This window comes from Micromonospora sp. CNZ303 (assembly GCF_004345505.1).
This window is the reverse complement of the sequence record NZ_SLVT01000012.1, coordinates 152,234-176,988: the sequence shown is the minus strand read 5'-3', so window position 1 is coordinate 176,988 and position 24,755 is coordinate 152,234. Positions and strand designations below refer to the sequence as shown.

Genomic DNA, 24,755 nt, shown 5'->3' with positions numbered 1-24,755 from the left:
GCCCGTCACCGGCCGAGCCCGCGGTACCGGCGTACCGCCAGGGGCCCGAACACGGCCGTCAGCAGCAGCGGCCAGGCCACGGCGAGCGCGACGGCGTGCTGCGCGGCGAACGACTCGCCGCCCCAGCCGGGATTGCCGAACAGTTCCCGGCAGGCCGCGACGGTCGCCGACAGCGGGTTGTACCCGGCCACGGCGGCGAGCCAGCCGGGCATGGTGTCGGGGGAGACGAACGCGTTGGAGGTGAACCCGACCGGCCAGACCAGGATCTGCAGCACCACCACCGACCCGGGTGCGCGCAGCACCAGCGCCAGGTTGATGCCGACCCAGATCAGGGCGAAGCGCAGCAGCAGGAGCAGCCCGACGGCGGCCAGCGCCGCCGGTGCCCCCGCCCGCCACTGCCAGCCGACGGCGACCCCGCAGACCAGCATGACGGCCAGGCCGGCGGCGCAGTGCAGCAGGTCCGCGGCGGCCCGGCCGGTGAGCACCGCCGAGGGCGTCATCGGCAGGGACCGCAACCGGTCGGTGACGCCGCGCGCGGTGTCGGTGGCCACGGCCGCGTACGTGGACTCGATGCCGAAGAGCACCGTCATGGCGAACATGCCGGGCAGCAGGAACTCCCGGTAGTCGCCGCCGCCGGGCACGCTCATCGCACCGCCGAACAGGTAGCCGAACATCAGCACCATCAGCACCGGGAAGAGCAGCCCGACGACGAACTGCCCGGGTTGGCGCCGCCAGTGCGCCAGCGCCCGGCCGGTGAGGGTGACGGTGTCGGCGACGGCCCAGCGCAGGCGCTGCGGCGTGGGGCGCACACCCGTCGTGCTCATGCGCCCACCCTGTCCTCGGCGGGGCGGATGCTGGGGGAGTCGCGGTCGGTGAGCCGCAGGAACACCTCGTCGAGGGTGGGTCGGCGCACCGCGACGTCGGCGGCGGTGAGGCCGGCGTCGTCGAGGGCCCGCAGCACGGCGCCCAGCGCGGCCACCCGCCCGGTGACGGCGACGCTGAGGCGCAGGCCCGCCGCGTCGACGAGCGGGGTCGCGGCGACGGCGGCGCCGACGACGCGTACCGCCCGGTCCAGGTCGTCGGCGCGGGTCAGCACGACGTCGACGCGGTCGCCGCCGAGCGCGGTCTTCAGCTGCTCCGGGGTGCCGTCGGCGACGACCCGCCCGGCGTCGACGACCCGGACGGTGTGCGCGAGCTGGTCGGCCTCCTCCAGATACTGGGTGGTCAGCAGCACGGTGGTGCCGCCGGCGACGAGCCGGCGCACCGCGTCCCACACCTGCGCCCGGGCGCGCGGGTCGAGGCCGGTGGTGGGCTCGTCGAGGAAGAGCACCGGCGGGTCGAGGATCAGGCTCGCCGCGAGGTCGAGGCGACGGCGCATCCCGCCGGAGTACGTGCCGACCGGCCGGTCGGCGGCGTCGGTCAGGTCGAAGCGGGCGAGCAGGTCGGTGGCCCGGGCGCGGGCCCGCGTGCCGCCGAGGTGGTGCAGCCGGCCGAACAGGACCAGGTTCTGCCGGCCGCTGAGCACCTCGTCGAGCGCGGCGTGCTGGCCGACCAGGCCGATGCGGGCGCGGACCCGCTCGGGGTGGCGCAGCACGTCGGCGCCGGCCACCCGCGCCGCACCGGCGTCGGGCCGCAACAGGGTGCTCAACACCCGTACCGCCGTGGTCTTGCCCGCCCCGTTGGGGCCGAGCAGGCCGCACACGGTGCCGGCGGGCACCGTCAGGTCGAGGCCGGCGAGGGCCTGCGTGCCGCCGTAGCGCTTGCGCAGCCCCTCCGCCTCGACGGCCGGTCCGTCGTGGTACATCCGCGCCCTCCATCCACTCGACTCGTACGCCGTACCGTACGGCATACGGTACGGCGGACGATACAGTGCCGGGATGACGACCGAGTACAGCGGCACCGGCGACCCCGCGCGCAGCCTCGCCCTGCTCTGGCGTACCCGCGAACGCACCAGCCGCAAGGGCCGGCCCGACCTGTCGGTGGACCGCATCGTGCGCGCCGCCATCGAGGTGGCCGACGCCGAGGGCCTCGCCGCCCTGTCCATGCGCCGCGTCGCCGAACGCCTCGGCGTCGGCACCATGTCCCTCTACACCTACGTCCCCGGCAAGGGCGAACTGCTCGACGTCATGCTCGACACCGTCTACGGCGAGACCGCCCGCCCCGACACCGTGCCCGGCGGCTGGCGGGAGCGGCTCACCCACGTCGCCCGCGAGACCTGGGCGCTCTACCTGCGCCACCCCTGGCTGCTGCAGGTCGCCACCACCCGCCCCCCGCTGGGCCCCAACGTCATCGCCCGCTACGAGTACGAACTGCGCGCCGTCGACGGCATCGGCCTGACCGACCTGGAGATGGACGCCGTCGTCACCCTCGTCTCCGGCTACGTGCACGGCGCCGTACGCAGCGCCGTGGAGGCCGCCCAGGCCGCCGCGCGCACCGGCATGACCGAGCAGCAGTGGTGGCAGGCCCACGCCCCCTACCTGGAGAAGGCCCTCGACCCGCGCCGCTACCCCCTCGCCGCCCGCGTCGGCACCGCCGCCGGCCAGGAGTACCAGGCCGCCGCCAACCCCCACGGCGCCTTCGAGTTCGGCCTGGCCCGCATCCTCGACGGCATCGAGGTCCTCGTCGCCACCCGCCCGGACGCCGCCGCCAGGACCGGCGAGCGATAACCTGGCCGACATGACGATGCGCCCCATCAGGATCATCGGTGACCCCGTGCTGCGCACCCCCAGCGAGCCCGTCACCAGCTTCGACGCCGAACTGCGCGCCCTGGTCACCGACCTGATGGACACCCTGCTCGGCGCCCCCGGCCGCGCCGGCGTCGCCGCCCCCCAGATCGGCGTCAACGCCCAGGTGTTCGTCTACGACGCCGACGGCCACCGCGGCCACCTGGTCAACCCGACGCTGGAGTTGTCGCAGGAGTTGCAGGACGACGACGAGGGCTGCCTGTCCATCCCCGGCCTCTACTTCCCGACCTCGCGCGCCCTGCACGCCACCGCCCGCGGCTTCGACCAGCACGGCGAGCCGCTGACCATCTCCGGCAGCGGTTTCCTCGCCCGGGCCCTGCAACACGAGACCGACCACCTCGCCGGGCGCCTCTACGTCGACACCCTGCGCGGCGACACCCGCCGCAAGGCGTTGCGGGAGATCCGCGCCGGCCGTTTCGACTCGCCCAGCCGCCGCGGCTGACCCTGTCCCGGCCGGCCGGGGACGTCGCACCCGGCCGGCCGACCGTGGGCGCTCAGCTGTCGTGGGCGCGCAGCGCGTACTCGCCGTAGTCGGCCACCCGGGTGAAGCCCAGCCGCCCGTAGAGCCGCAACGCCGCCGCGTTGTCCGCCTTCACGTTGAGCGTCACGTGCGTGACGTGCTCGCGCAGCCGCCGGCACAGCGCGGCCACCACCGCACCGGCCAGCCCCCGCCCGCGCAGCCGGGGATGGGTGGTCACGTTGCCCAGCGCCGCCACCCGGTACGTGGGGGAGAACACGTGCACCCCGGCGACCGCCACCAGCTCACCGCCGTCGCGCACGCCCACGTACTGGCCGGTGTCGAGCATCCGCGGGTCGAACCAGTTGCCCGGGTAGGCCACCTCGTACAGCCGGCGCAGCGCCGGCAGGTCGCCGGCGCCCAGCACCGATCCCGCCGGGGTCACCGCGTCCAGCCGCGCCGCATCGGTCAGCGCCATCCGGTGGTGCGGGCCGGCCGCGTCCATCCGGAACACCCCGGCCAGGGCCGGCTCCAGGCCGGGGGACAGGTGCGCCCACAGGCGGGCCGGCAGCACCGGCGCCAGCTGGCGCAGCAGCGTCGCCAGCCGGTCCACCCGTGGCGGGGCCGCGAACGCCAGCAACGTGGGCGGGTCCGCGCCGTGGTAGAGCAACGCCACCTCCTCGTCGCGGCGGAACCAGGAGGTGTACGGCCAGAAGAAGTCGTCCAGGTCACCGAGCTGGTACGCGTGCAGCACCGGGTCCCGCCCGAGCAGCGCGGCCAGGACGGTCCGGTCGTGTTCGGCGCGTACCGGCATCCGCCGATGATCACACACCCGGCGCGGGACGCTCCGCCCGGTCGCCGGGCGTGCTCAGCAGCCCGGCGGGGTGGCCGCCGCCGGCTCGGCGGGAAGGTTCTCGTGCGCCCACCGGCCCAACGCGTCGAGCACCGGCAGCAGTGCCGCGCCCGGCCCGGTGAGCTCGTAGCTCACCCCCACCGGGGGGCCCTGCCGGACGCTGCGGCTGACCAGCCCGACCCGCACGAGCTCGCCCAGCCGGTCGGAGAGCACCGACTCGCTGATCCCGGGCAGGGCGCGGGCCAGCTCGGCGAAGCCGGCCGGCCCGTCGGCGAGGGTGCTCAGGAGCATGCCGTTCCACCGCTTGCCGAGAAACGCGAAGGCCCGGGCGACGCCCCCGTCACACGTGCGGGGCGTCTCGCCCACCTGTGGCCTGACCGTCATGACCCCAGGATACGGCGGACACCCCACGAACAAGGGACTAGTAAAAAGCTAGCTGCTACCGTAGCCGAAGCAAACCAGCCGATTCGATGGAGACACCCCGATGACCGACGTCCACTCGCCCCTGATCCACCTGGACCCCGAGGCCCAGGCGCTGCTGTTCACCGACGCCCGCACCGCCAACACCTTCACCGACGAGCCGGTCACCGACGAACAACTCCAGGCGATCTTCGCACTCGCCAAGTTCCCGCCCACCGCCGCCAACACCCAGCCCCTGCGCATCCTCTACGTGCGCCCCGGCGACGCCCGCACCCGCCTGGTCGCGCACATGAGCGAAGGCAACAAGGCCAAGACCGCCAGCGCCCCCATGGTCGCCGTACTCGCCGCCGACACCGACTTCCACGAGTTCATCCCGCAGGTCTTCCCCATCCGGCCCCAGATGCGCGACGACCTCGCCGACAAGCCCGAGGCACGCGAGCGCATGGCCCGCTTCAACGCCACCCTCCAGATCGGCTACTTCCTGCTCGCCGTCCGCGCCGCCGGCCTCGCCGCCGGACCCATGGCCGGCTTCGACGCCGCCGCCGTCGACCGCGAATTCTTCGCCGACAGCACCTGGAAGACCCTGCTCGTGGTCAACATCGGCCGCCCCGGCGAGAACGCCTGGTTCCCCCGCCTGCCCCGCCTCGACTACACCGACGTCGTCCGACACGCCTGACCCGGCGACCAACGGGGGAGACGACCAGTGGGTGGCGACCCGTCAGGCCGCCACCCACTGGTCGAAGCCCAACTTGCCGACCAACGCCAGCACCACCACCAACAACACCACCCGCACGAAACCCGAGCCACGCCGCAACGCCATCCGCGCCCCCAACGCCGCCCCCGCGATGTTGCACACCGCCATCGCCGCCCCCAGCAACCACCACACGTGCCCCGTCGCCGCAAACACCGCCAACGCCCCCAGGTTCGTGCCCACGTTCACGACCTTCGCCATCGCCGAGCCGTGCACGAAGTCCGCCCCCACCAGCGCCGTGAACGCCACCACCAGGAACGTCCCCGTACCCGGACCCACCAGCCCGTCGTACAGGGCGATACCCACCCCGGCCACCGCGACCGCCACACCCACCCGCACCCGCGTACGCCGATGCGGCTGCGCCACCACCCCCAACCGCGGACGCAACACCACGAACGCCGCCACCGACACCAACACCACCAGCACCACCGGCCGGTACGCCGACGCCGGCACCGCCCCCGCCAACGCCGCACCCACCCCGGCGCAACACATCGCCAACCCCGCCGCCGGCCCCGCCACCGCCCAGTCGATCTTCGTACGCCGCGCGTACGTCACCGCCGCCGTCGTCGTACCCGCGATCGCCGTCAACTTGTTCGTGGCCAACGCCGACGCCACCGGCATCCCCGGCGCCGCCACCATCAACACCGGCAACAACAGCAGTCCACCACCGCCCACCACGGCGTCGATCCAACCAGCCATCGCGGCAGCGGCGAGCAGGGTCGTCAACGACAGGGGATCCACATCCACGGGCCGCCATTCTGCCCACCACCACCCACCCCACGACGCCGCCTGTGTCCAGCCTCACCAGAACCCCAGATCACCGACCCCGCACCCGACGCAGCCACAGACCCACCGCCGACAACGCCACGAACAACAGCACCGAGCACAACAACACCTTCAACACCCGGCAACCCTCCCACGGCCACGTAGGGTGCAAGCGTGCGCCTGGCCACCTTCAACCTGCTGCACGGCCGCTCCCTCGCCGACGGACTCGTCGACCCCGACCGGCTCACCGCCGCCGTCACCGCCCTCGACGCCGACGTCCTCGCCCTACAGGAAGTCGACCGCGACCAGAGCCGCAGCGGCAAACTCGACCTCACCGCCATCGCCGCCCGCGCCCTCGACGCCGGCGAACACCGATTCGCCGCCGCCGTCGTCGGCACCCCCGGCGAACAGTTCCGCCCCCTCACCCACGACGACGACGGACACGGCGAACCCTGCTACGGCGTAGGCCTCGTCACCCGCCACCACGTCCACACCTGGCAGGTCACCCGACTGCGCCCCGCCCCCGTACGCTCACCCGTCTACGTCCCCGGCCCCCGCGGCGGACTCATCCTCCTGCGCGACGAACCCCGCGTCGTCCTCGCCGCCGTCCTCGACACCCCACACGGACGGCTCACCGTCGCCGCCACCCACCTGTCCTTCGTCCCCGGCTGGAACGCCCACCAACTCCGCCAGACCGTCCGCGCCCTACGCACCCTGCCCGCCCCACGCATCCTCCTCGGCGACCTCAACCTGCCCGCCGGCCCCGCCCGACTCCTCACCGGCTGGCGCCCCCTCGGCCGCCGCCCCACCTACCCCGCCGGGCAGCCCCGCGTCCAACTCGACCACATCCTCGCCGACCGCCACGGCCTCGACCAGCTGCCACCCGTCACCGCCGTACACACCCCCCTGTCCACCATCTCCGACCACCGCCCCCTCCTGGTCGACCTCGGCTGACCGCACACCCGGCGGGGGAGACCACACCCCTCACCAGCGGTCGCGTCACCGTCACCCCACCCAGCGTTGACACCAACCCGCCGCATCGGCGAAGGTCTCTGGCGTGACGGCACCCACCCCAGGCCCGACGAGCCACCACGACCCCACCACCGAACACCACCGGTACGTCATCATCGGAGCCGGACCAGCCGGCATCCAACTCAGCTACTACCTTCAACAGGCCGGCTGCGACTACGTCACCCTCGAACGCGCCCCCGCACCCGCCGAATTCTTCCGCCACTTCCCCCGCCACCGCCGGCTCATCTCCCTCAACAAGGTCCACACCACCAGCACCGACCCCGAGATCCGCCTGCGCTGGGACTGGAACTCCCTGCTGCACGAACCCGCCGACCTGCCCTTCGCCAAGTACAGCAGCGAATACTTCCCCCACGCCGACGACATGGTGCGCTACCTCACCGACTTCCAGCGCTACCACCAACTCGCCGTACGCTTCGACACCCCCGCCAACCGCATCGAACGCCTCGACGACGGATTCCTCGTCCACACCCCCGACCGCGTCCTGCACTGCCACTGCCTCATCGTCGCCACCGGCTGGGGCCGCCCCAACATCCCCGACATCCGCGGCATCGAACACGCCACCGGCTACGAGGACATGCACACCGACCCCGCCCACTACGCCGGCCACCGCGTCCTCATCCTCGGCAAGGGCAACTCCGCGTTCGAAACCGCCTCCGCGATCCTCGGCCACGCCGCCATGATCCACCTCGCCAGCCCCCGCCCACTACGCCTGGCCTGGAACACCAAACACCCCGGAGACGTCCGCGGCCACCACGGCGCCGTCCTCGACAGCTACCAGTTCAAGACCCTGCACTCCGTACTCGACTGCGTCATCGACGAGATCCGCCCCGTCGACAACCGCTACCAGGTGCACCTCACCTACACCCACGCCGACGGCGAAACCGCCGTCATGGACTACGAAACCGTCCTGCGCTGCACCGGCTTCACCATGGACACCAGCCCCTTCGACCCGACCTGCCGACCCGACATGGTCCCCAGCGGCCGCATGCCCACCACCACCGGCGACTGGCAGTCCACCAACATCGACGGCCTCTACTTCGCCGGCACCCTCGCCCAGGACCGCGACCTCAAGAAAGCCTCCTCCGCCTTCATCGACGGATTCCGCTACAACCTGCGCACCCTCACCGCCCTGCTACGCGAACGCTACGACGGCGTACCCCTGCCACACACCCTCGTCGACCCCGACCCCGACACCCTCACCACCCTCGTCCTCGACCGGGTCAACTGGAGCTCCGCCCTCTGGACCCAGTTCGAATTCCTCTGCGACGCCCTCGTCGTCGACCCCCACGGCCAGCTACGCCACTACACCGACCTGCCCGAAGACCACGTCCGCGCCCGCTTCCACGACCACCCGCACTACTACACCGTCAGCCTCCGCTGGGGCCGCGACGACTACGGCGACGTCTTCGCCATCGAACGCCACCCCCAACCCGACCGCGCCGCCGAAAGCGCCTTCATCCACCCCGTCATCCGCCGCTACCACGGCGACACCCTCGTCGACGAACTCCACCTGCTCGAAGACCTGCTCGCCGAATGGCGCCGCCCCGACCGCCACGTCACACCCCTGCGCAACTACTTCACCCGCGAACTGCACCGCAACCGCTGACCCGGAGCACACCCGCACACCCCACCACCGGGCCAACCTCGACCACCACCCACCTACGCCGGCTGCCGCGCGTCCACCGCCGTCTCCGCGACCAGGAAATCCACCACGTCCGTGAGCCGACCCCGACGAGCCGCCGCCTCCCGCTGCCGCACCGCACCACTGCCCACCGCCAGCAACCGCCCCAACCACCCCCGCACCAACTCCTCGTCCCCACCCGCCCGCAACACCGGCGCCAACCAGGCGACCACCTCACCCAACACCTCCCGCGCCGGACGCAACCGACCCGAACCCACCTCCAGCAACGAACCCTCCAACCCGTCCCGCGCCGCCCGCCAGTACGCCGCCCGCAACCACTCCCCGGGCAACTCCGGACCGTGATCACCCCGGTCCACCGCCTCCAACCCCCGCACCACCAACGCCCGCACCAACGCCGCCACCAACGCCGACTCCCGCGCCGACACCGGCACGTCCGACACCCGCACCTCCAACGTCGGATGCGTCACCGACGGCCGGATGTCCCAGAACAACGTCCCCGGATCCACCACCGCCCCCGCCGCCGACAACATCTCCACCACCCGCTCGTAGTGAGCCACCGACGTGAACCGCGGCGGCGGCCCCGCCACCGGCCACCGCGACCAGATCATCGACCGCCAACCCGCATAACCCGAATCCCGCCCCTCCCAGTACGGCGAATTCGCCGTCAACGCGATCAACAACGGCAGATACGCCCGCAGATGATTGCTCACCAGCAATGCCCGCTCCCGATCCGGCAACTCCACGTGCACGTGCAACGCACAGATCGCCAACTCGTCGTGCAACCCCCGGAACGTCGCCGTACCCCGATCCTGCCGCGGCCCCCGCGTCACCGGCGGCGACGTCGCACCCGGCAACACCGGCGTACCGGCCGCCACGATCCGCAACCCCTCGACCGCCGCGCACTCCGCCACCACCCGACGCGCCTGCACCAACTGCTCCAACAACCCCCGCACCGACGCCGTCGGATCCGTCCTGGTCTCCACATGCAACGTCGTGATCTCACCCGACACCCGCGAACCCAACCGCGCCACCGCCCGATCCACCACCGCCCCCGCACCCGGCACCACACCCCGACTCACCGGATCCACCAGCAGAAACTCCTCCTCCACCCCCAACCGCGGACCCGACACCACACCATCCCCGCCGACCAGCACCGGCACCACGGCCTCCACTCACGACACCCGGGCGAACGCCCGACACCGACAGGCCGACAGGGTAGCCCGAACCAGTGACCAACGGGACACCCACAGTCAATACGCCGACGCCACAGCCACCCACCGGGACACACCACACCCGACCCCCTGTGGCAAGCTGACCCCAGACGCGACTGGCGGCCAGAGGATGGGCACCAAACCATCGGGGAGCTCCACGCGCGGAGGTCGACCGCCTGGGCCCCGCCGGCAGAGGAGCACCATGCCCACCGCCCGACTCCTGCCCGGCACCCCCGTCGCCCACCACATCCTCACCGACGTCGCCGCCGGCGTCACCGCCCTACGCGCCGCAGGCACCACCCCCGGCCTCGCCACCATCCTCGTCGGCGACGACGACGCCAGCGCCGGCTACATCCGCATCAAGCAACGCCAGGCCAACGAACTCGGCTTCGCCTCACCCCACGTACACCTGCCCGCCACCGCCACCCAGGCCGACCTGCACCACGCCATCGCCGACTTCAACACCGCACCCGACGTGCACGGCCTGCTCATCCAGCACCCCATCCCCGCACACCTCGACTACGACCGCGCCCTGCAGACCATGGACCCCGACCTCGACGTCGACGGCATGCACCCCCTCAACATGGGACGCCTCGCCCTCGGCCTGCCCGGACCCCTGCCCTGCACACCCGCCGGCATCGAAGCCCTGCTCGCCTTCCACGACATCCCCGTCGCCGGCCGCGACGTCGTCATCCTCGGCCGCGGCGCCACCCTCGGCCGCCCCCTCGCCCTGCTGCTCACCCAGAAACGACCCACCGCCAACGCCGCCGTCACCGTCGTGCACACCGGCGTACCCGACTGGGCCACCCACACCCGCCGCGCCGACATCCTCATCGCCGCCGCCGGCGTCCCCGGCATCATCCAACCCGAACACGTCCGCCCCGGCGCCGTCGTCATCGGCGGCGGCGTCCGCTACGAAGGCCGACGACTCCTGCCCGACGTCGCCGAAACCTGCGCCGACGTCGCCGGCGCCATCACCCCCCGCGTCGGCGGAGTCGGCCCCACCACCGTCGCCATGCTCTTCCGCAACGCCCTCGACGCCGCCCGCCGCGCCACCGGCCACGCCTGAGCACCCCGGTCCGGGCGTCGACACCTCGACGCCCGGACCACCGCCGGCCACAGACCCCCGGCAGAGCAGGCTGATCATCTTGCCGGGGGTGCCGCCGGAGGCGTTGGCCGTCGCCGGCACCGGCCGGCCCGGGCTTCCCACTGGCCGCGTACCGCCGGGCCCCGCCTCACGACCGCCCGTCGCGCTCCGCCGCCACCAACCCCGCCAACGCCCGATTGGTACGGTTGGACCGCACCGCGTCGCGCTGCTGCCCGGCCGTCACCTCGATGTACGTCTGCGACGACGCCAACGACGCGTGACCCAGCAACCGCATGATCTCCGCCGCGCTCGCCCCGTCCTCCGCCAACCGGGTCGCGAAGGTGTGCCGCAACGCGTGCAACCGCGCCCCACGCGGCACCCGGTCGGTGATGCCCGCCCGCCGGTAGCAGGACTCCACCAGATACTGCAGCCCGCCCCGGCGCAGCGGCTCACCCTGACGGTCCACCAGCAGCGGCGCGTCCGGCCGGACCGTACGCGACCCGAACCGGCGCACCCGGCTGTCCAGATAGCCCACCAGCACCCCGTCCAGCTCCGGCTCGATCGGCACCACCCTCGGCCGCCCACCCTTGCCGGCCACGTCGACCCGCCGCTCGCCCGCACGGCCCGTCAACGACCCCACCCGCAGCGCCAGCAGCTCCGACAGCCGCAACCCCGCGCAGAGCGCCAACGCCAGCACCGCCAGGTCGCGCTCCGGCCACGGGTCGCGCTGCCGGCCCTCCTGCCGCGCCACCGAGGCGAGCAGCTGCTCGGGGGTGTCAGCGCCGCGCAGCGGCTTGGGCTGGGGGAGAGGCGCCCGGGGACGACCGACCGCCGGCATCGGGTTGCCGGCGACCACCCCGTCGGCGACCAGGAAGGAGAAGAAGCTGTTCCAGGTGGACCAGGCCCGGTGCACCGACGCGGCCGCGCGGGGAGCGGCGAACCGGGCGAATGCCGCGCGCATGACGCGGGCGGTGAGGGCGGCGACGGGCAGCGCGTCGAGGGGGAGGGGAGGGGTGGCCTCCTCGGCCGCCAGTTCGGCGACGGCGCGCAGGTCCCGCCGGTACGCCTCCAGCGTGTGGGGGGAGGGCTTGCGGGTCGCGCGGGCCGTCAGGAACTCCTCGATGAGGCGCTGTACCGATTCGTCCTGTTTGTCATGCATAAGGGATATTATGCAGCATTTTCGGGTTCGGCGGCAACGGCGGGAGCGGGGAGGGGATGCGGCAGTACGTACTGACAGGCGTGCGGGGGCGGGCAAGACGACACTCGCCGACGCGCTGCGCCGACGCGGGTGGGGACGGCGTCACCGAGGCGGCCACCGACGTCATCGCGGCCCAACAGGGGCGGGGCAGCGCCGAACCGTGGCGGACGGCCGCTTTGTCGACGCCGTCGCGCGGCCCGGCGGGAGCGCCGCGAGGCGCCCGGGGCGTACGGGTCGGTGCAGGTCCACGACCGGTCGCCGCTGTGCACGTTGGCCCTCGCGCGGCATCGGGGGCGCCCGCCGGGGCACGTGCTCACCGAGGAGGTGCGACGGGCGCGGGTGGCGCCGGTGCAGGCGCACCTGCGGCGCCTCGCCGACCAGCCGTCCGAGCGGGCTGAGGGAGGGCCCGATCCGCCTTACTTGACATAATGTACATTATCGAATCACCGGCCACAGTGGGCCTGCCTGTGGTTTTATGGCGTCGCGCCTTCGCCGTCGTCCCGGTGACTCGTCAGGCATGCTCTCGTCACGGCGGCGCGGAACGCCGCGCTGAACTGGTCCGGCGCCTCCAGCCAGGGATGGTGGCCCGCGTCCGGGATGAGCACGACCTCGCACCCGAGGCGTGCTCCGAGTCGTCGCAGGGCCTCGGCGGGACGGCTGTCGTCTGCCCCACCGATGATCACGGTGCCGGCGGAAAGGCGCTCGCGGAGCTCATCCACGTGCGATTCGAGCGGATCCGCCTTCTTCGCGGCGTTGAGCTGGCGGTTCATCGCGTAGTTGACGGGTCGCAGCACGCGGGCCGATGCCTGCGCCCAGTCCCATGCCCGAGCCCGGTCGGCGTGGTCGGTGAACCACGCCAGGGTGAGGTACTCGATCTCTTCGGCGTCGGTGCGCGATGCGATCGCTTCGAGTTCGTCGAGCCTGTCCTGCTGCGCGTCGGTGCGTCGTGCCCGCTGCGCCGCCCGGTCGGCGTCCCGCCAGGGGTCCAGGAAGGGCCCGGCGATCTGTATCGATCCCGCCACGCGCTCGGGATGCGCCAGCGTGAAGTAGCCGGCCATGTTGGTCCCGAACGAGTGCCCCACCAGGACGGCCCGGTCGTGTCCCCACGCGTCGAGCAACAGTGCCAGGTCCCGGACGTGGCGGGCGATCGTGTGCTCCCCCTCCCAGGCCGATCCGCCTGTGCCTCGCTGGTCGTAGCGGTGGACCAGGCACAGGTCTTCGACCAGGGCGGCGACCGGGCCGAGATAGTCCGGCAGTCCCGGTCCCCCGTGCAGGACGACCAGGGGGATGTCGGCGTGCTCCGGCGAGCCGGTGGTCCAGGTGCGCAGTTGGGCACCATCGTCCATCTCGATCATCGCGGTGGGCATGGACGCGAGCGTACGCATGAGCGGCCGGATCCTGGCCCACCGGACAGGCCTCTCCCCCGCTGCGCCGCATGCGAGGGCGTTCGCGGTCGGCGCGGTTGGGGGCCCGGTCCGGCGCAGCGCGGGAGCGCCCGCCGGACCGGTGCCCGCTGGCGGCCTCGGTCAGGTGCCGACGTAGGCCGCGAGGTGCTCGCCGGTGAGGGTGGACCGCTTGGCGACGAGGTCGGCGGGGGTGCCCTCGAAGACGATCCGGCCGCCGTCGTGCCCGGCGCCGGGGCCGAGGTCGATGATCCAGTCGGCGTGTGCCATGACCGCCTGGTGATGCTCGATGACGATGACCGACTTGCCGGATTCGACGAGCCGGTCGAGCAGGGCGAGCAGCTGTTCGACGTCAGCGAGGTGCAGGCCGGTGGTCGGCTCGTCGAGGACGTATACGCCGCCCTTCTCGGCCATGTGGGTGGCGAGCTTGAGGCGCTGCCGTTCGCCGCCGGAGAGGGTGGTGAGGGGTTGGCCGAGGCTGAGGTAGCCCAGTCCGACGTCGGCGAGGCGGTTCAGGATGGCGTGGGCGGCGGGGATGCGCGCCTCGCCGGTGCCGAAGAACTCCTCGGCCTCGGCGACGGGCATGGCGAGCACCTCGGCGATGTTCCGGCCGCCCAGCGTGTATTCCAGGACGGCCGCCTGGAACCGCTTGCCGCCGCATTCCTCGCAGGTGGTCTCGACGGTCGCCATGACGCCCAGGTCGGTGTAGATGACGCCGGCGCCGTTGCAGGTGGGGCAGGCGCCTTCGGAGTTGGCGCTGAACAGTGCGGGTTTGACGCCGTTGGCCTTCGCGAACGCCTTGCGGATGGGGTCGAGCAGGCCGGTGTAGGTCGCCGGGTTGCTGCGTCGGGAGCCGCGGATCGCGCCCTGGTCGATGACGACGACGCCGTCGCGGCCGGCGATGGAGCCGTGGATCAGTGAGCTCTTGCCGGAGCCGGCGACGCCGGTGACGGCGCAGAGGACGCCGAGTGGGATGTCGACGTCGACGTCGCGCAGGTTGTGCGCGGTCGCGCCACGGACCTCGAGGGTGGCGGTGGGCGTGCGTACCGTCTTCTTGACGGTGGCGCGGTCGTCGAGGTGGCGGCCGGTGACGGTGTCGCTGCCCCGCAGTCCTTCGACGGTGCCTTCGTAGCAGATCGTGCCGCCGTGTGTGCCGGCGCCGGGGCCGAGGTCGACGACGTGGTCGGCGATCATGATGGTCTCGGGTTTGTGTTCGACGACGAGCACGGTGTTGCCCTTGTCGCGCAGTTGCCGCAGCAGGTGGTTCATCCGCTCGATGTCGTGCGGGTGCAGGCCGATGGTGGGCTCGTCGAAGACGTAGGTGACGTCGGTGAGGGACGAGCCGAGGTGGCGGATCATCTTGGTGCGTTGTGCCTCTCCCCCGGACAGGGTGCCCGATGGGCGATCGAGTGAGAGGTAGCCCAGGCCGATCTGCGTGAACGAGTCGAGGAGGTGTTGCAGCCCCTTGAGCAGGGGGGCCACCGAGGGTCCGTCGAGGTCGCGGACCCATTCGGCCAGGTCGCTGATCTGCATGGCGCAGACGTCGGCGATGCTCCTGCCGTTGATCTTCGATGCGCGGGCTTCGGGGCTGAGTCGGGTTCCGTCGCAGCTCGGGCAGGTCTGGAAGGTCACGGCCCGCTCGACGAAGGCCCGGATGTGGGGCTGGAGGGCGTCGACGTCCTTGGCGAGGAAGGATTTCTGGATCTGCGGGATGATGCCGACGTACGTCAGGTTGATGCCGTCGATCTTGATTTTGGTGGGTTCCCGGTGGAGCAGGTCGTGCAGTTCCTTCTTGGTGAACTTGCTGATCGGCTTGTCGGGGTCGAAGTAGCCGCAGCCGCGGAAGATGCGCCCGTACCAGCCGTCCATGCTGTAGCCGGGGATGGTGAGGGCGCCCTCGTTGAGTGACTTGCCGGCGTCGTAGAGGGCGGTCAGGTCGATGTCGTTGACGGTGCCCATGCCCTCGCAGCGGGGGCACATGCCGCCGAGGCGGTGGAAGGTCGCCTTCTCGGCCTTGGTCTTGGTGCCGCGCTCGACGGTGATCGCACCGCTGGCGCGCACGGTGGGGATGTTGAAGGAGTAGGCGTTGGGCGAGCCGATGTGGGGTTGGCCGAGGCGGCTGAACAGGATGCGCAGCATGGCGTTGGCGTCGGTGGCGGTGCCGACGGTGGAGCGGGGGTTGGCGCCCATCCGTTCCTGGTCGACGATGATCGCCGTGGTCAGGCCGTCGAGCAGGTCGACGTCCGGTCGGGTGAGCGACGGCATGAAGCCCTGGAGGAAGGCGCTGTAGGTTTCGTTGATCATCCGCTGTGACTCGGCGGCGATGGTGCCGAACACCAGTGAGCTCTTGCCCGAGCCGGAGACGCCGGTGAAGACCGTGAGGCGGCGTTTCGGGATGTCGACGCTGACGTCCTTGAGGTTGTTCACGCGGGCGCCCTGCACGCGGATCAGGTCGTGGCTGTCGGCGATGTGGGTGGGTGCCTGGGTGTCCGTCCCCGTGGCGGTGCTCATCGTGTCTCCATCTGCTGCGCGGGGGCCGCCGTCGCGGTCCCCGCGTCGAGGGTTGCCTGGGTGGTCTCTGGGTGCGCCGGAGGGTTCAGTGCAGCTCGTTGATGCGGATCAGGTTGCCCGTGGGGTCGCGGAAGGCGCAGTCGCGGACGCCGTAGGGCTGGGCGGTGGGTTCCTGGACGACGTCGGCGCCGGCGGCCTGAAGCCGCTCGAAGAGGCCGTCGAGGTCGTCGGTGGCCAGGGTGATGGCGCCGTAGCTGCCCTTGGCGATGAGTTCGAGGATGGTGCGGCGTTCGTCGTCGGTGATGCCGGGTTCGGCGGCCGGCGGGTGTAGGACGATGGACGTGCCGGGCTGGTTGGCGGGGCCGACGGTGAGCCAGCGCATGCCGTCGTATCCGACGTCGTTGCGGATCTCGAAGCCGAGGGTGTCCCGGTAGAAGGTCAGGGCGGCGTCGGCGTCGGTGTGCGGGAGGAAGGCGTAGTGAATGGTGATGTCCATGCCGGTCACGCTAGTTGTGGCTGGGTGGCGCGTGCTTCTCGATTCCTGATCGGTCTGGTCACCTGTTTGGCGATGCACGCGGGCATCTCCGCCGTCGCGTGAGCCGTCCGGGCGCGGTAGGTGCTCGGCGGCACGCCGACGAGTTCGGTGAAGCGGGTGCTGAAGGTGCCCAGCGAGGAGCAGCCGACGGCGAAACAGACTTCGGTGACGCTGAGGTCGCCACGGCGCAGCAGCGCCATGGCGCGTTCGATACGTCGGGTCATGAGGTAGGCGTACGGCGACTCGCCGTACGCCTGGCGGAACTGGCGGCTGAGGTGTCCGGCTGACATGTTCGCGCCCCGGGCCAGCGCCTCGACGTCGAGCGGCTGTGCGTACTCGCGGTCGATGCGGTCGCGGACGCGGCGCAGCCGGGCGAGGTCGCGTAGGTGCTGGTCGGCGGCGTCTCTGCTGGTCACCTGCGAGATCGTGCCACGTGGCGTCGGGGTTGCCCAGCAGGGCCGGCGGCCTGTCGCCGCCAGTGTGCCGGGTCATATCGTGTCGAGTGTGCGGTGCAGGCGTCGGGCCTCGGTGACGAGGCGGCTGGATCCGCCCCGGCCGGCGACGTCGGCGAGGCCGGGAACGTCGATGCGGGCGCCGGTCGTGCCGGCCGTCCCGGCCGCGAGGCTCAGCAGGTCCGGCAGGCCGCGCGGGGGCTGTGGCGCGGCGAGTGCCGACGGCAGTGCGGCGGCGATGAGTCGCCACACGGTCAGGGGTGCTCCGGCCTGGGCGGCGTCGCGGAGTGGTTCGAGTGCCCTGGACAGTTTCACCAGGTGCCCGGCGACGAGCCGGCCGAGGTGTCCGCCCGTGGCGGTGGCGTCGAGTTGCCCGGCTGCGGCGAGGGCGAGCAGGGCGTCCAGGGCGGCGATGCGGTCGGTGCCGTGGCGGGCCGCGAGGCCGTAGGACAGGGCGAGGTCGAGGGCTGGTCCGCCGGGGCCGGTGGTTTCGGCGAGCAGCGGCAGCGTGGTCGTGCCGTCGCGTTGGTCCATGTCGGCGGTGGCGGCCACGATCGGCAGGGCGTACGCGGCGACCACTGCCCGGTGCCCGGGCAGGGTCGACGGCAGCAGGTTCGCCCAGGCGGAGTGCTCGACACCGATCGGTGCGGGGTCGACGGTCAGCAGTCCGTACGGGTCGTCGTGTCCGTCGGGTGGGCGCAGCTCGACGACGATGCGCTTGGGCGGTAGCTGGTCGTGCTCCCAGTCGTAGCCGTTGCGGCGGGGGCGTCGGGTGACGGTGACGGCGCGCGTGACGGGTTGGGGCAGTCCGCCGGCGCGCAGCCAGGTGGCGAGCCGCTCCCCCGCCGGGGTGCCCAGTGCCGCGGCCTTGCCGGCGACCGCCTCGTCGGTGTCGGCGGGTAGGCGCAGCAGGGCCTGGGTGAGGTCCCAGTGCCAGGCCGGGCGGTCGCCGAGGGCCGCGAGGCGCTCGATCAGGGCGAGCGGGTCGAGGGCGCCGTTGGCGTGGGTGGGGGTGGCGAGCAGGCCGGGATGTCCCGGCTCGGCGAGGTGCGCGCCGATCTCGGCGAGGCGGGCGCGGATCAGCCGGTGCGGTGGGGGCACCCGGGGGTCGGTGGTGAGCGGTGGTGGTGCGGGGGTGCGGCGTACGGCGGTGAGCAGTGTCTCCCAGCGGCGGTGTCGGCGGGCCTGCTGGTCGGTGGCTGCGGCGGTGGTGAGCAGGTCGACGACCAGCTTGCACAGGCAGAGGGGGTCGTGGCGGTGTTCGTTGTCCCAGGACCAGTGGCGGCGTTCGATGACGGGGGTGAGGGCGGTGTGCACCCGGGTGTCGTCGGTCGTGGTGAGCCGGATGAGTGCGTCGAGGATGCGGTCCAGCGGTGTGCCCTGCGACTGGGTGCCGAGCAGGGCGGCGACCTCTTCGGCGAGTTCGTCGACGTCGGTGATGGGGGTGGGCGCGGGTGCGGGTGGTGCGGGTGGGGGCAGGTCGTCGCCGCGTGGTCGGGTGTGTGCCGGGCCGGTGCGGTCCGCCGTGGGGTCGTGTCCGTGGCGGGTGGCCAGGGTGTGGGCGCGGTCGCGTAGCTCCACGGCGGGGTGTTCGGCGGCGACGGCGATGACCTCGGCGATCCCGGCCGCCCGGTCGCGGTGGTGGCGGGCCAGGCGGTCGAGCCAGGTGAGCTGGGCCTTGACGAGTGCCTTGTCCGGTCGTAGCAGCACGTCCCGGGAGGTGTCGAGGATGGTGTCGATCTCGAGGTCGGGCAGGTCCCGTAGGGCCTTCTGCGCGATGGTGGCGGCCGGGGCCGGCGCGTCGGCGAGCAGGCGGAGGTAGTCGGTGGCGCGGGTGGCGACCTCGGTGGTGGTGGGTTCGAGTTCGGTGAGCAGGATGGTGAAGGCGCGCAGGGCGGCCGTCCGGTCGCCGCGCAGGAGCCGGCCGATGCAGGCGTCGATCAGGAACGTCCGGTCGATGGTGCCGTCGGCGGTGAGGCGGGCCAGCGCGGTCAGCAGGATGTGCCGTCGTCGTTCGGGCCAGGTCGTGGTGACCTCGTCGAACGTCATGCGGGTGCCGAGGCCGTCGATCTCGAACAGGCGGGGCAGCATGGTGTGGAGTAACGGGTCGTCGCGTAGCCGTGCGGTCAGGGGTGCCGGTGGGCCGGCGTGTCCCCGCTGCGGCAGTTGTAACGAGTCCAGCCACAGTTCGACGAACCGGTCGTTGGCCGGTGGTGTCGTTGCCGTGGCGCGTAGCAGCGCGGTGAGGAAGCGCCAGTGTTCGATGCCGGTCTGCTGGTTGGCCTTCGTGGCCAGTCGGTGCGCGAGGTCGCCGAGCCAGGTGATGCCGCGGTCCTCGGCGACCTTGGTCATCAGGGCGGCGGCGCGTTCGCCGTGGGGGTTGACCGTGTTGCGGGCGAGGATCGTGGCGGCCTGCGCGGCGGTGGGCAGGCAGCCGACGACGGCGACGGCGAGGGCGGTGCCGGAGCCGGCGGTCCACCAGGTGGTGCGGTGCCGCTGCTTGAACCAGGTCGTCAGGTCGCCGCCGATCTCCCGGCGGCGCTGTTCCGGCAGGTCGGCCAGGGCCGCCGCGATCTGCCCGGCGGAGCTGTTCTGGATGAGGTCGAACAGGTCGCTGGTGCCGCCGGCGGCCAGTTCCCGTTGCCGCCGTACCGTGCTCGTGAGGAACGCCTGCTGTGCGTGTCTCACACCCGCTCCTCCGCCCGCTCGGCGCTCGACATGCGGGTGGCCAGCGCGTGCCGGCAGGGTCCCCGTTGGCCGCGGTGCTTGGCCCACCAGGGGCAGGTGCAGGTGAGGTCGCCGTCGGGCAGTTGGCGGACCCGGTAGACCTGGTCGCCGCTGTGGACGGTGGCGGTGGTGGCGGTGTCGTGGTGGACGGCTCCGGCGTCGCGCAGTGCCCGGGCGCCGACGAGGCGGGGGTTGTCGCGTTCGGCGCGGCCCGCGTCGTAGGGCATGGCCCGGTGGAAGTACGCGGCTTCGGCGACGTCGTAGCCGATGCGGCCGGCGGTGCCGAGTTGGGCGAGGGCGGCCCGGACGCGGGCCGGGTCGAGGGCGGTGTCGTTGGCCAGCCGGTCAACGTCGATGGTGGGGTCCCAGGAGAGTACGGCGGCGACGAGGTTGGCGTCGTCGACCACGTCGTCGCTGGCGAGGGCGGTGAGGGCGGCGCCTTCGCCGGAGAATCCGCGGTACGGCTCGGGTGAGAGGGTGAGGGAGAGGCGCAGGGCGCCGGTGTCCAGTTCCCAGGTGCTCGGTACGGGTGCCGAGCCGGTGGCGACGGTGGGACCGTACACGCGCAGGGTCTGGGCGAAGCGCAGCATGGCGCGTAGGGCGGTCAGTCGGCTCGCTCCGGCCAGGCAGACGGCGCCGGGGACGGGTCGGGAGGTCAGTCGCAGGGACCGGCCGGCCGGGACCGCCCAGAGGACCGAGCGGTCGCTGGTGGTGGGGAGTCGGCGCAGGAACGTGGCCGCCTCGGTGGCGGGGATCTCGGCGCGGGGTTCGAAGGTGGCCGAGAGGATCTGCACCTCGGCGAAGCCGCGCAGCCAGCGCGCCGGGAGGGGGACCTTCTTCTCCACGATGGGGCCGTCGATGGTGGCGACGGTCAGGTCGTCGGGGCCGACGGACAGGTGCAGCGGGTCGAGGCCGCCGACGCGGGCCAGTGCCTCGCGCAGTGGGTTGTTGACGTCGACGTTGGTGGTGCCGTGCTCGATCACGTCGCCGTCGAGGCCGGCGGGCAGGGTGTCGAGGCGGGCGTGGACGCCGCAGCAGCCGGAGAAGGATTCGAACCGCAGCCGGTCGCGGTTGCCGGTGACCACCGGGTCGAGGCTGGCGGGGCTGACGGGCCGGTGGTAGCGGGTGCGGGCGACCTCGGCGACGGCGAGGAGGCCGGCGGCTGCGGCCTGGGGGGTGGTGAGGAACCCGGTGAAGAACCGGGGGTGGGGTGCGGGTCCGCCGCTGGTCTGCAGGCCGAGGCGGTCGCTGGCGAGGGTGGAGGATCCGAGGTACCGGTACGTCTGCGTTGCGCTCACGTCGGCGGACGGTAGTGCAGGCCACCGACAGGAAGCGGGGTCAGAGGCCGCCGGCGACGCGTAGGACGGTGCCGGTGGTGTAGGTGGCGTCGGGGCCGAGCAGCCAGGCGATGGCGCCGGCGACCTCGTCGGGTTCGCCGGGGCGGCCCAGTGGGATGCGGGCGGCGGCCCGCTCGGGTCGGTCGGGTTGGCCGGAGAGGGCGTGGATGTCGGTGCGGATGATGCCGGGGGCGACGGCGTTGACGCGGATGCCGCGGGGGGCGAGTTCCTTGGCGAGGCCGGTGGTGAGGGTGTCGGTGGCGGCCTTGACGGCGGCGTAGTGGACGTACTCGCCGGGGCTGCCGAGGGTGGCGGCGACGGAGGAGACGTTGACGATGGCGGCGCCCTCGCTCATCCGGCGGGCGGCCTGTTGGGCGCAGAGGACGTAGCCGATGAGGTTGACGTCGACGACGTGGCGCAGGTCGGTGGGGTCGAGGTCGACGAACGCGCCGATGGGGCTGGTGACGCCGGCGTTGTTGACCAGGCCGGTGATCGGGCCTAGGTCGGCGGCGGCGTTGAACAGGGCGGTGACCTGCTCGGGGTCGCGGGTGTCGGCGGGCACGGCGAGGCCGCGTACGCCGGTGGCTTCGATGTCGGCGAGCACGGCGGTGGCGGCGGTGTGGTCGCGGCGGTAGCTGAAGGCGACGTGGTGCCCGGCGTGGGCGAGGCGGCGGGCGGTGGCGGCGCCGATGCCGCGGCTGCCGCCGGTGATGACGGTGACCGGTCGCATGTGCCTCTCCCCCTGTCGTGGCTGCGGGGCCGACGCTACCGGCGGGCGGCGTGGGGCGGGCCGGTGGGTGGGCGCATAGGCTCGGGCGCGTCGGTGGACGGTGACGTGGAGGTGCGCGGTGGCGGGTGTGGGTGTCGGCGACGTGGTGCGGGACTTCGAGTTGCCCGACGAGACGGGTACGCCGCGGCGGCTGTCGGAGTTCCTGGCCACCGGTCCGGTGGTGTTGTTCTTCTATCCGGCGGCGTTGACGCGGGGGTGCACGGCGGAGAGCTGCCACTTCCGGGACCTGGCGGCGGAGTTCGCGGCGGTGGGCGCGACGCGGGTGGGCATCAGCCGTGATCCGGTGGCGAAGCAGGCGGAGTTCTCCCGCCGGCATGGGTTCGACTATCCCCTGCTGTCGGACGTGGACGGCACGGTCGCCGACCTGTTCGGGGTGCGGCGGCGGCTGCCGTTGGGTGCGCTGAGCACGCGGCGGATGACGTTCGTGATCGGCACGGACCGGCGGATCGTGGAGGTGGTCCACAGTGAGCTGAACATGAACGACCACGCGGACGCGGCGTTGCGGGCGCTGGGGGGTTGATCTTCCGCTTGTCGGCGTGGGCTGGTATCAAGGCAGGCATCTGAACAGGTGTACGAGGGGAAGAGGTTGCTGATGGGTGCTGCTGGCCAGGGTTTGTCCACTGACGAGGTGCAGAGCATCCGGGAGGCGCTGGCGGCGGGCCGCAAGCCGAAGGTGGTGTTCACCGCCTCGGCGGGTCAGATCGCCGGGCAGGTGGGTCAGGTGGTGGAGCTGACCGACCCGGCCGTGTCGGACGAGTTCGTGGTGGTCCGGTTCGGTCGTGACGAGTTGCCCTTCTCCCCCGCCGACGTGGCGGTGGCCCCGCGCGGCGCCGGGCGCAAGGCGGCCGAGCCGCAGCCGGAGACGCCGGAGCCCGAGCCGGCGGCGCCGGCGGAGCCGGAGTTTGTGTTGGACCGGGTGCCGCAGCAGCGGCGGGAGGAGCCGAAGGTGGAGACGACGGAGGCGAAGCCCGCCCCGGCGCGCAAGGCGGTGAAGGCCGTGAAGCCGAAGGGGCCGGCGGGGCTGACGGTGACGCTGGCGTACGCCGACGGCGAGTGGACGGTCGCGGCGCAGCAGGGCAGCAAGTCGCTGGCGAAGCCGTACGTGGTGAAGCCGGCGGAGGCGCTGCGGATGGTGGCGCTGGTCGACGTGCCGGGGGTGCACGAGGCGGTGGAGCAGATCATGGCGGCCGAGCGGGCCGAGGCGGAGCAGCAGGCGGAGAAGCTGCGCGCGGAGCTGGCGGAGATCGAGGCGCGCCTGGCGGAGCTGCGCGAGGCGCACTGACGCGGGCGGCCGGCGGGGTGGGTGGCGGTGCCGCTCGCCCCGCCGGCGCTGGCGGGTGTGGTGGTCGACGAGCCTGCCGACGCGCCCGGTGGTGGTGAGGTCGGGCTGGCTGACGGGCGCCTTGGGGTGGTCAGGCGCGCGGGCCCAGGAACAGTCCGCCACTGGCGTCGATGACCTGCCCGGTGACCCAGCGTGCGGCGTCGGAGGCGAGGAACGCGACCACGTCGGCGACGTCGCCGGGCTCGCCGAGCCGGTCGAGTGCCGTCATCGCGGTGATCAGTTCGGCCAGGCCCGGTGTCTCGAAGACCGGCCCGTTGGTCGCGGTCCGGGTGGCGCCGGGCGCGACCGCGTTCACGGTGATGCCTCTGGCGCCGAGCTGGTTGGCCAACGTCAGGGTCATCGTCTCGACCGCGCCCTTGGTCATGGCGAACGACGTCTGGGTGGCGTTGGCCATGCGGGCCGCCACGGACGAGATCGTGATGATCCGGCCGCCGTCGCGCAGCAGGGGCAACGCTCGCTCGATGATGAAGTACGGCGCCCGTACGTTGACCGCGAACAGATGGTCGAAGGCTGCTCGTGTCGTGGCGCCGAGCGGGCCTGCGGGTGGCGCTGCCGCGTTGTTGACGAGGATGTCGAGTGGTCGCCCGGCCAGGCTGGCCTCGACATCCGCGAACAGCGTCTCGACATCCGCGTCCACGCCCAGTTCCGCGCCGACGGCGTACGCCGTTCCACCATCGCGCACGATCTGGTCGACAGTCGCCGTCGCGCCGTCGGAGTCCGTGCCGAAGTGCGCGATGACGACCGCTCCCCGCGCTGCGAGCCGGATCGCGATCGCCTGGCCTATGCCGCGTGACGCGCCGGTCACCAGGGCTGTCCTGTCGATCAGATCACCCATGATGTTAGCTACTCCCGACTTGGTAGTGACTATCAGTGCGATAGTGTCTACCACATGAGGGAGCGGCACTCGACACTGCGGGAGCAACGACGGGCCGAGACGCAGCGCGTGATCCAGGCGCACGCGGTGCGGTTGTTCGTCGAGCGCGGGTACGACGGCACGACCGTGAACGACGTCGCAGCGGCCGCAGGCGTGTCTGCGATGACGGTGTACCGGCACTTCCCGACGAAGGAGGACCTCGTGCTGGTCGATCAGAACGGCCCGCTGGTCGCCGAACGGATCGCCGCGACGCCGGCCGGGCAGCCCCTGGTGCGCCGCATCGGCAGCGCGCTCGTCGACTCGGCGCGGACGCTGACCGCCGGCGACGACCGGCTCCTGCTGGCCCGCCTGCGGCTGATGATCTCGACGCCCGCCCTGCGCGCCCGACACCTGGACAACCACTACGTGCTTCAACAAGCCATCGTGGACGGCCTCGGGGACGAGGCCGCCGATCCGGACACGGCCTTCCACGCCGCGGCGGCGGCCAGCGCCTGTCTGGCCGCCATGCACACCGCGCTGGTGCGGTGGGCGAAGGACGACGGGCGTACCGATCTGCCCGACCTGATCGCGAAGGCGCTCGCGGCTGTCTTCGGCGACATCACGCCCCGGTCGGCGTCGCGCTGA

The 24,755-nt window shown here is 72.5% G+C and carries 24 protein-coding genes; 9 read left to right on the top strand and 15 right to left on the bottom strand.

The features are described from left to right. Window positions 1–5 precede the first annotated feature (5 nt). Window positions 6–824 (bottom strand): ABC transporter permease, encoded by an 819-nt coding sequence (locus tag EV374_RS20305; RefSeq protein WP_132237686.1) that lies wholly within the window; start codon window positions 822–824, stop codon window positions 6–8. Next, window positions 821–1,804, bottom strand: coding sequence for an ATP-binding cassette domain-containing protein (locus EV374_RS20300; protein WP_132237684.1), 984 nt, complete (start codon window positions 1,802–1,804; stop codon window positions 821–823). Before EV374_RS20300 ends, EV374_RS20305 begins: the two co-directional genes overlap by 4 nt. A gap of 73 nt (window positions 1,805–1,877) precedes the next feature. Between EV374_RS20300 and EV374_RS20295 the strand changes: the two genes are divergently transcribed. Together EV374_RS20295 and def are read left to right on the top strand one after the other, a co-directional pair. Beyond that, complete coding sequence (locus tag EV374_RS20295) at window positions 1,878–2,666, top strand: TetR/AcrR family transcriptional regulator C-terminal domain-containing protein (RefSeq protein WP_132237682.1); 789 nt, start codon at window positions 1,878–1,880, stop codon at window positions 2,664–2,666. A gap of 10 nt (window positions 2,667–2,676) precedes the next feature. Continuing rightward, on the top strand, window positions 2,677–3,186 hold the full coding sequence (def, locus tag EV374_RS20290; protein ID WP_132237680.1) for a peptide deformylase: 510 nt from the start codon (window positions 2,677–2,679) through the stop codon (window positions 3,184–3,186). Between the two features lie 52 nt (window positions 3,187–3,238). Here the strand turns inward: def and EV374_RS20285 are convergent, their stop codons facing one another. Continuing rightward, window positions 3,239–4,015 (bottom strand): GNAT family N-acetyltransferase, encoded by a 777-nt coding sequence (locus tag EV374_RS20285; protein WP_132237678.1) that lies wholly within the window; start codon window positions 4,013–4,015, stop codon window positions 3,239–3,241. Between the two features lie 54 nt (window positions 4,016–4,069). Continuing rightward, a complete protein-coding gene (locus tag EV374_RS20280) occupies window positions 4,070–4,438 on the bottom strand; it encodes a winged helix-turn-helix transcriptional regulator (RefSeq protein WP_132237676.1) in 369 nt (122 codons plus the stop codon). Window positions 4,439–4,538: 100 nt separating this feature from the next. On the opposite strand from EV374_RS20280, the gene EV374_RS20275 reads away from it, so the two are divergent. After that, window positions 4,539–5,150: a malonic semialdehyde reductase gene (locus EV374_RS20275; protein ID WP_132237674.1), complete on the top strand. Its 612-nt coding sequence runs from the start codon at window positions 4,539–4,541 to the stop codon at window positions 5,148–5,150. 42 nt (window positions 5,151–5,192) lie between these two features. On the opposite strand, the gene EV374_RS20270 is transcribed toward EV374_RS20275, so the two are convergent. Beyond that, window positions 5,193–5,966 carry a sulfite exporter TauE/SafE family protein gene (locus tag EV374_RS20270; protein WP_486485869.1) on the bottom strand — a complete coding sequence of 258 codons (774 nt, stop codon included), beginning with the start codon at window positions 5,964–5,966 and terminating at the stop codon, window positions 5,193–5,195. A gap of 198 nt (window positions 5,967–6,164) precedes the next feature. Between EV374_RS20270 and EV374_RS20265 the strand changes: the two genes are divergently transcribed. Both EV374_RS20265 and EV374_RS20260 read left to right on the top strand, forming a co-directional pair. Then, complete coding sequence (locus EV374_RS20265) at window positions 6,165–6,944, top strand: endonuclease/exonuclease/phosphatase family protein (RefSeq protein WP_132237672.1); 780 nt, start codon at window positions 6,165–6,167, stop codon at window positions 6,942–6,944. A 103-nt stretch (window positions 6,945–7,047) separates the two neighbouring features. Then, a complete protein-coding gene (locus tag EV374_RS20260) occupies window positions 7,048–8,628 on the top strand; it encodes an NAD(P)-binding domain-containing protein (RefSeq protein WP_132237670.1) in 1,581 nt (526 codons plus the stop codon). Between the two features lie 53 nt (window positions 8,629–8,681). Here EV374_RS20260 and EV374_RS20255 read toward each other — a convergent pair whose 3' ends face one another. Further along, the gene (locus tag EV374_RS20255; protein ID WP_486485864.1) at window positions 8,682–9,836 is read right to left on the bottom strand and encodes a carboxylate-amine ligase; all 1,155 of its coding nucleotides are present in this window, start codon (window positions 9,834–9,836) and stop codon (window positions 8,682–8,684) included. A gap of 241 nt (window positions 9,837–10,077) precedes the next feature. On the opposite strand from EV374_RS20255, the gene EV374_RS20250 reads away from it, so the two are divergent. After that, a complete protein-coding gene (locus tag EV374_RS20250) occupies window positions 10,078–10,944 on the top strand; it encodes a bifunctional 5,10-methylenetetrahydrofolate dehydrogenase/5,10-methenyltetrahydrofolate cyclohydrolase (protein WP_132237668.1) in 867 nt (288 codons plus the stop codon). Window positions 10,945–11,110: 166 nt separating this feature from the next. Here EV374_RS20250 and EV374_RS20245 read toward each other — a convergent pair whose 3' ends face one another. From EV374_RS20245 to EV374_RS20210, 8 genes are all read right to left on the bottom strand, one after another. Continuing rightward, window positions 11,111–12,121, bottom strand: a complete 1,011-nt coding sequence (locus tag EV374_RS20245) for a tyrosine-type recombinase/integrase (protein ID WP_132237666.1) — start codon at window positions 12,119–12,121, stop codon at window positions 11,111–11,113. Window positions 12,122–12,633: 512 nt separating this feature from the next. After that, on the bottom strand, window positions 12,634–13,527 hold the full coding sequence (locus EV374_RS20240) for an alpha/beta fold hydrolase (RefSeq protein ID WP_132237664.1): 894 nt from the start codon (window positions 13,525–13,527) through the stop codon (window positions 12,634–12,636). A gap of 159 nt (window positions 13,528–13,686) precedes the next feature. Continuing rightward, window positions 13,687–16,074, bottom strand: coding sequence for an excinuclease ABC subunit UvrA (locus EV374_RS20235; RefSeq protein ID WP_132237662.1), 2,388 nt, complete (start codon window positions 16,072–16,074; stop codon window positions 13,687–13,689). 85 nt (window positions 16,075–16,159) lie between these two features. Then, window positions 16,160–16,570 (bottom strand): VOC family protein, encoded by a 411-nt coding sequence (locus EV374_RS20230; protein ID WP_132237660.1) that lies wholly within the window; start codon window positions 16,568–16,570, stop codon window positions 16,160–16,162. Between the two features lie 5 nt (window positions 16,571–16,575). Continuing rightward, window positions 16,576–17,025 (bottom strand): helix-turn-helix transcriptional regulator, encoded by a 450-nt coding sequence (locus EV374_RS20225; RefSeq protein WP_132237658.1) that lies wholly within the window; start codon window positions 17,023–17,025, stop codon window positions 16,576–16,578. A gap of 72 nt (window positions 17,026–17,097) precedes the next feature. Next, window positions 17,098–19,749 carry a DUF6493 family protein gene (locus EV374_RS20220; protein WP_486485863.1) on the bottom strand — a complete coding sequence of 884 codons (2,652 nt, stop codon included), beginning with the start codon at window positions 19,747–19,749 and terminating at the stop codon, window positions 17,098–17,100. After that, window positions 19,746–21,086, bottom strand: coding sequence for an SWIM zinc finger family protein (locus EV374_RS20215; RefSeq protein WP_132237656.1), 1,341 nt, complete (start codon window positions 21,084–21,086; stop codon window positions 19,746–19,748). The genes EV374_RS20220 and EV374_RS20215 overlap by 4 nt, the downstream gene beginning before the upstream one ends. A gap of 40 nt (window positions 21,087–21,126) precedes the next feature. Continuing rightward, entirely contained in the window at window positions 21,127–21,855 is a 729-nt protein-coding gene (locus EV374_RS20210; protein WP_132237654.1) for an SDR family oxidoreductase, read from the bottom strand. 118 nt (window positions 21,856–21,973) lie between these two features. On the opposite strand from EV374_RS20210, the gene EV374_RS20205 reads away from it, so the two are divergent. Together EV374_RS20205 and EV374_RS20200 are read left to right on the top strand one after the other, a co-directional pair. Then, window positions 21,974–22,435 (top strand): peroxiredoxin, encoded by a 462-nt coding sequence (locus EV374_RS20205; RefSeq protein ID WP_132237652.1) that lies wholly within the window; start codon window positions 21,974–21,976, stop codon window positions 22,433–22,435. A gap of 72 nt (window positions 22,436–22,507) precedes the next feature. Further along, window positions 22,508–23,197, top strand: coding sequence for a hypothetical protein (locus tag EV374_RS20200; protein ID WP_132237650.1), 690 nt, complete (start codon window positions 22,508–22,510; stop codon window positions 23,195–23,197). A 130-nt stretch (window positions 23,198–23,327) separates the two neighbouring features. Here the strand turns inward: EV374_RS20200 and EV374_RS20195 are convergent, their stop codons facing one another. Continuing rightward, window positions 23,328–24,161: an SDR family NAD(P)-dependent oxidoreductase gene (locus tag EV374_RS20195; RefSeq protein ID WP_486485862.1), complete on the bottom strand. Its 834-nt coding sequence runs from the start codon at window positions 24,159–24,161 to the stop codon at window positions 23,328–23,330. Between EV374_RS20195 and EV374_RS20190 the strand changes: the two genes are divergently transcribed. After that, a complete protein-coding gene (locus EV374_RS20190) occupies window positions 24,147–24,755 on the top strand; it encodes a TetR/AcrR family transcriptional regulator (protein ID WP_132237648.1) in 609 nt (202 codons plus the stop codon). The two genes, EV374_RS20195 and EV374_RS20190, sit on opposite strands and share 15 nt — an antisense overlap.

Excerpts from the sequence above, each read along its gene's own strand:
- EV374_RS20305 (WP_132237686.1), bottom strand. The coding sequence starts at position 824 with ATGAGCACGACGGGTGTGCGCCCCACGCCGCAGCGCCTGCGCTGGGCC.
- EV374_RS20300 (WP_132237684.1), bottom strand. The coding sequence starts at position 1,804 with ATGTACCACGACGGACCGGCCGTCGAGGCGGAGGGGCTGCGCAAGCGC.
- EV374_RS20295 (WP_132237682.1), top strand. The coding sequence starts at position 1,878 with ATGACGACCGAGTACAGCGGCACCGGCGACCCCGCGCGCAGCCTCGCC.
- def (WP_132237680.1), top strand. The coding sequence starts at position 2,677 with ATGACGATGCGCCCCATCAGGATCATCGGTGACCCCGTGCTGCGCACC.
- EV374_RS20285 (WP_132237678.1), bottom strand. The coding sequence starts at position 4,015 with ATGCCGGTACGCGCCGAACACGACCGGACCGTCCTGGCCGCGCTGCTC.
- EV374_RS20280 (WP_132237676.1), bottom strand. The coding sequence starts at position 4,438 with ATGACGGTCAGGCCACAGGTGGGCGAGACGCCCCGCACGTGTGACGGG.
- EV374_RS20275 (WP_132237674.1), top strand. The coding sequence starts at position 4,539 with ATGACCGACGTCCACTCGCCCCTGATCCACCTGGACCCCGAGGCCCAG.
- EV374_RS20250 (WP_132237668.1), top strand. The coding sequence starts at position 10,078 with ATGCCCACCGCCCGACTCCTGCCCGGCACCCCCGTCGCCCACCACATC.
- EV374_RS20245 (WP_132237666.1), bottom strand. The coding sequence starts at position 12,121 with ATGCATGACAAACAGGACGAATCGGTACAGCGCCTCATCGAGGAGTTC.
- EV374_RS20240 (WP_132237664.1), bottom strand. The coding sequence starts at position 13,527 with ATGCCCACCGCGATGATCGAGATGGACGATGGTGCCCAACTGCGCACC.
- EV374_RS20235 (WP_132237662.1), bottom strand. The coding sequence starts at position 16,074 with ATGAGCACCGCCACGGGGACGGACACCCAGGCACCCACCCACATCGCC.
- EV374_RS20230 (WP_132237660.1), bottom strand. The coding sequence starts at position 16,570 with ATGGACATCACCATTCACTACGCCTTCCTCCCGCACACCGACGCCGAC.
- EV374_RS20210 (WP_132237654.1), bottom strand. The coding sequence starts at position 21,855 with ATGCGACCGGTCACCGTCATCACCGGCGGCAGCCGCGGCATCGGCGCC.
- EV374_RS20200 (WP_132237650.1), top strand. The coding sequence starts at position 22,508 with ATGGGTGCTGCTGGCCAGGGTTTGTCCACTGACGAGGTGCAGAGCATC.
- EV374_RS20190 (WP_132237648.1), top strand. The coding sequence starts at position 24,147 with ATGAGGGAGCGGCACTCGACACTGCGGGAGCAACGACGGGCCGAGACG.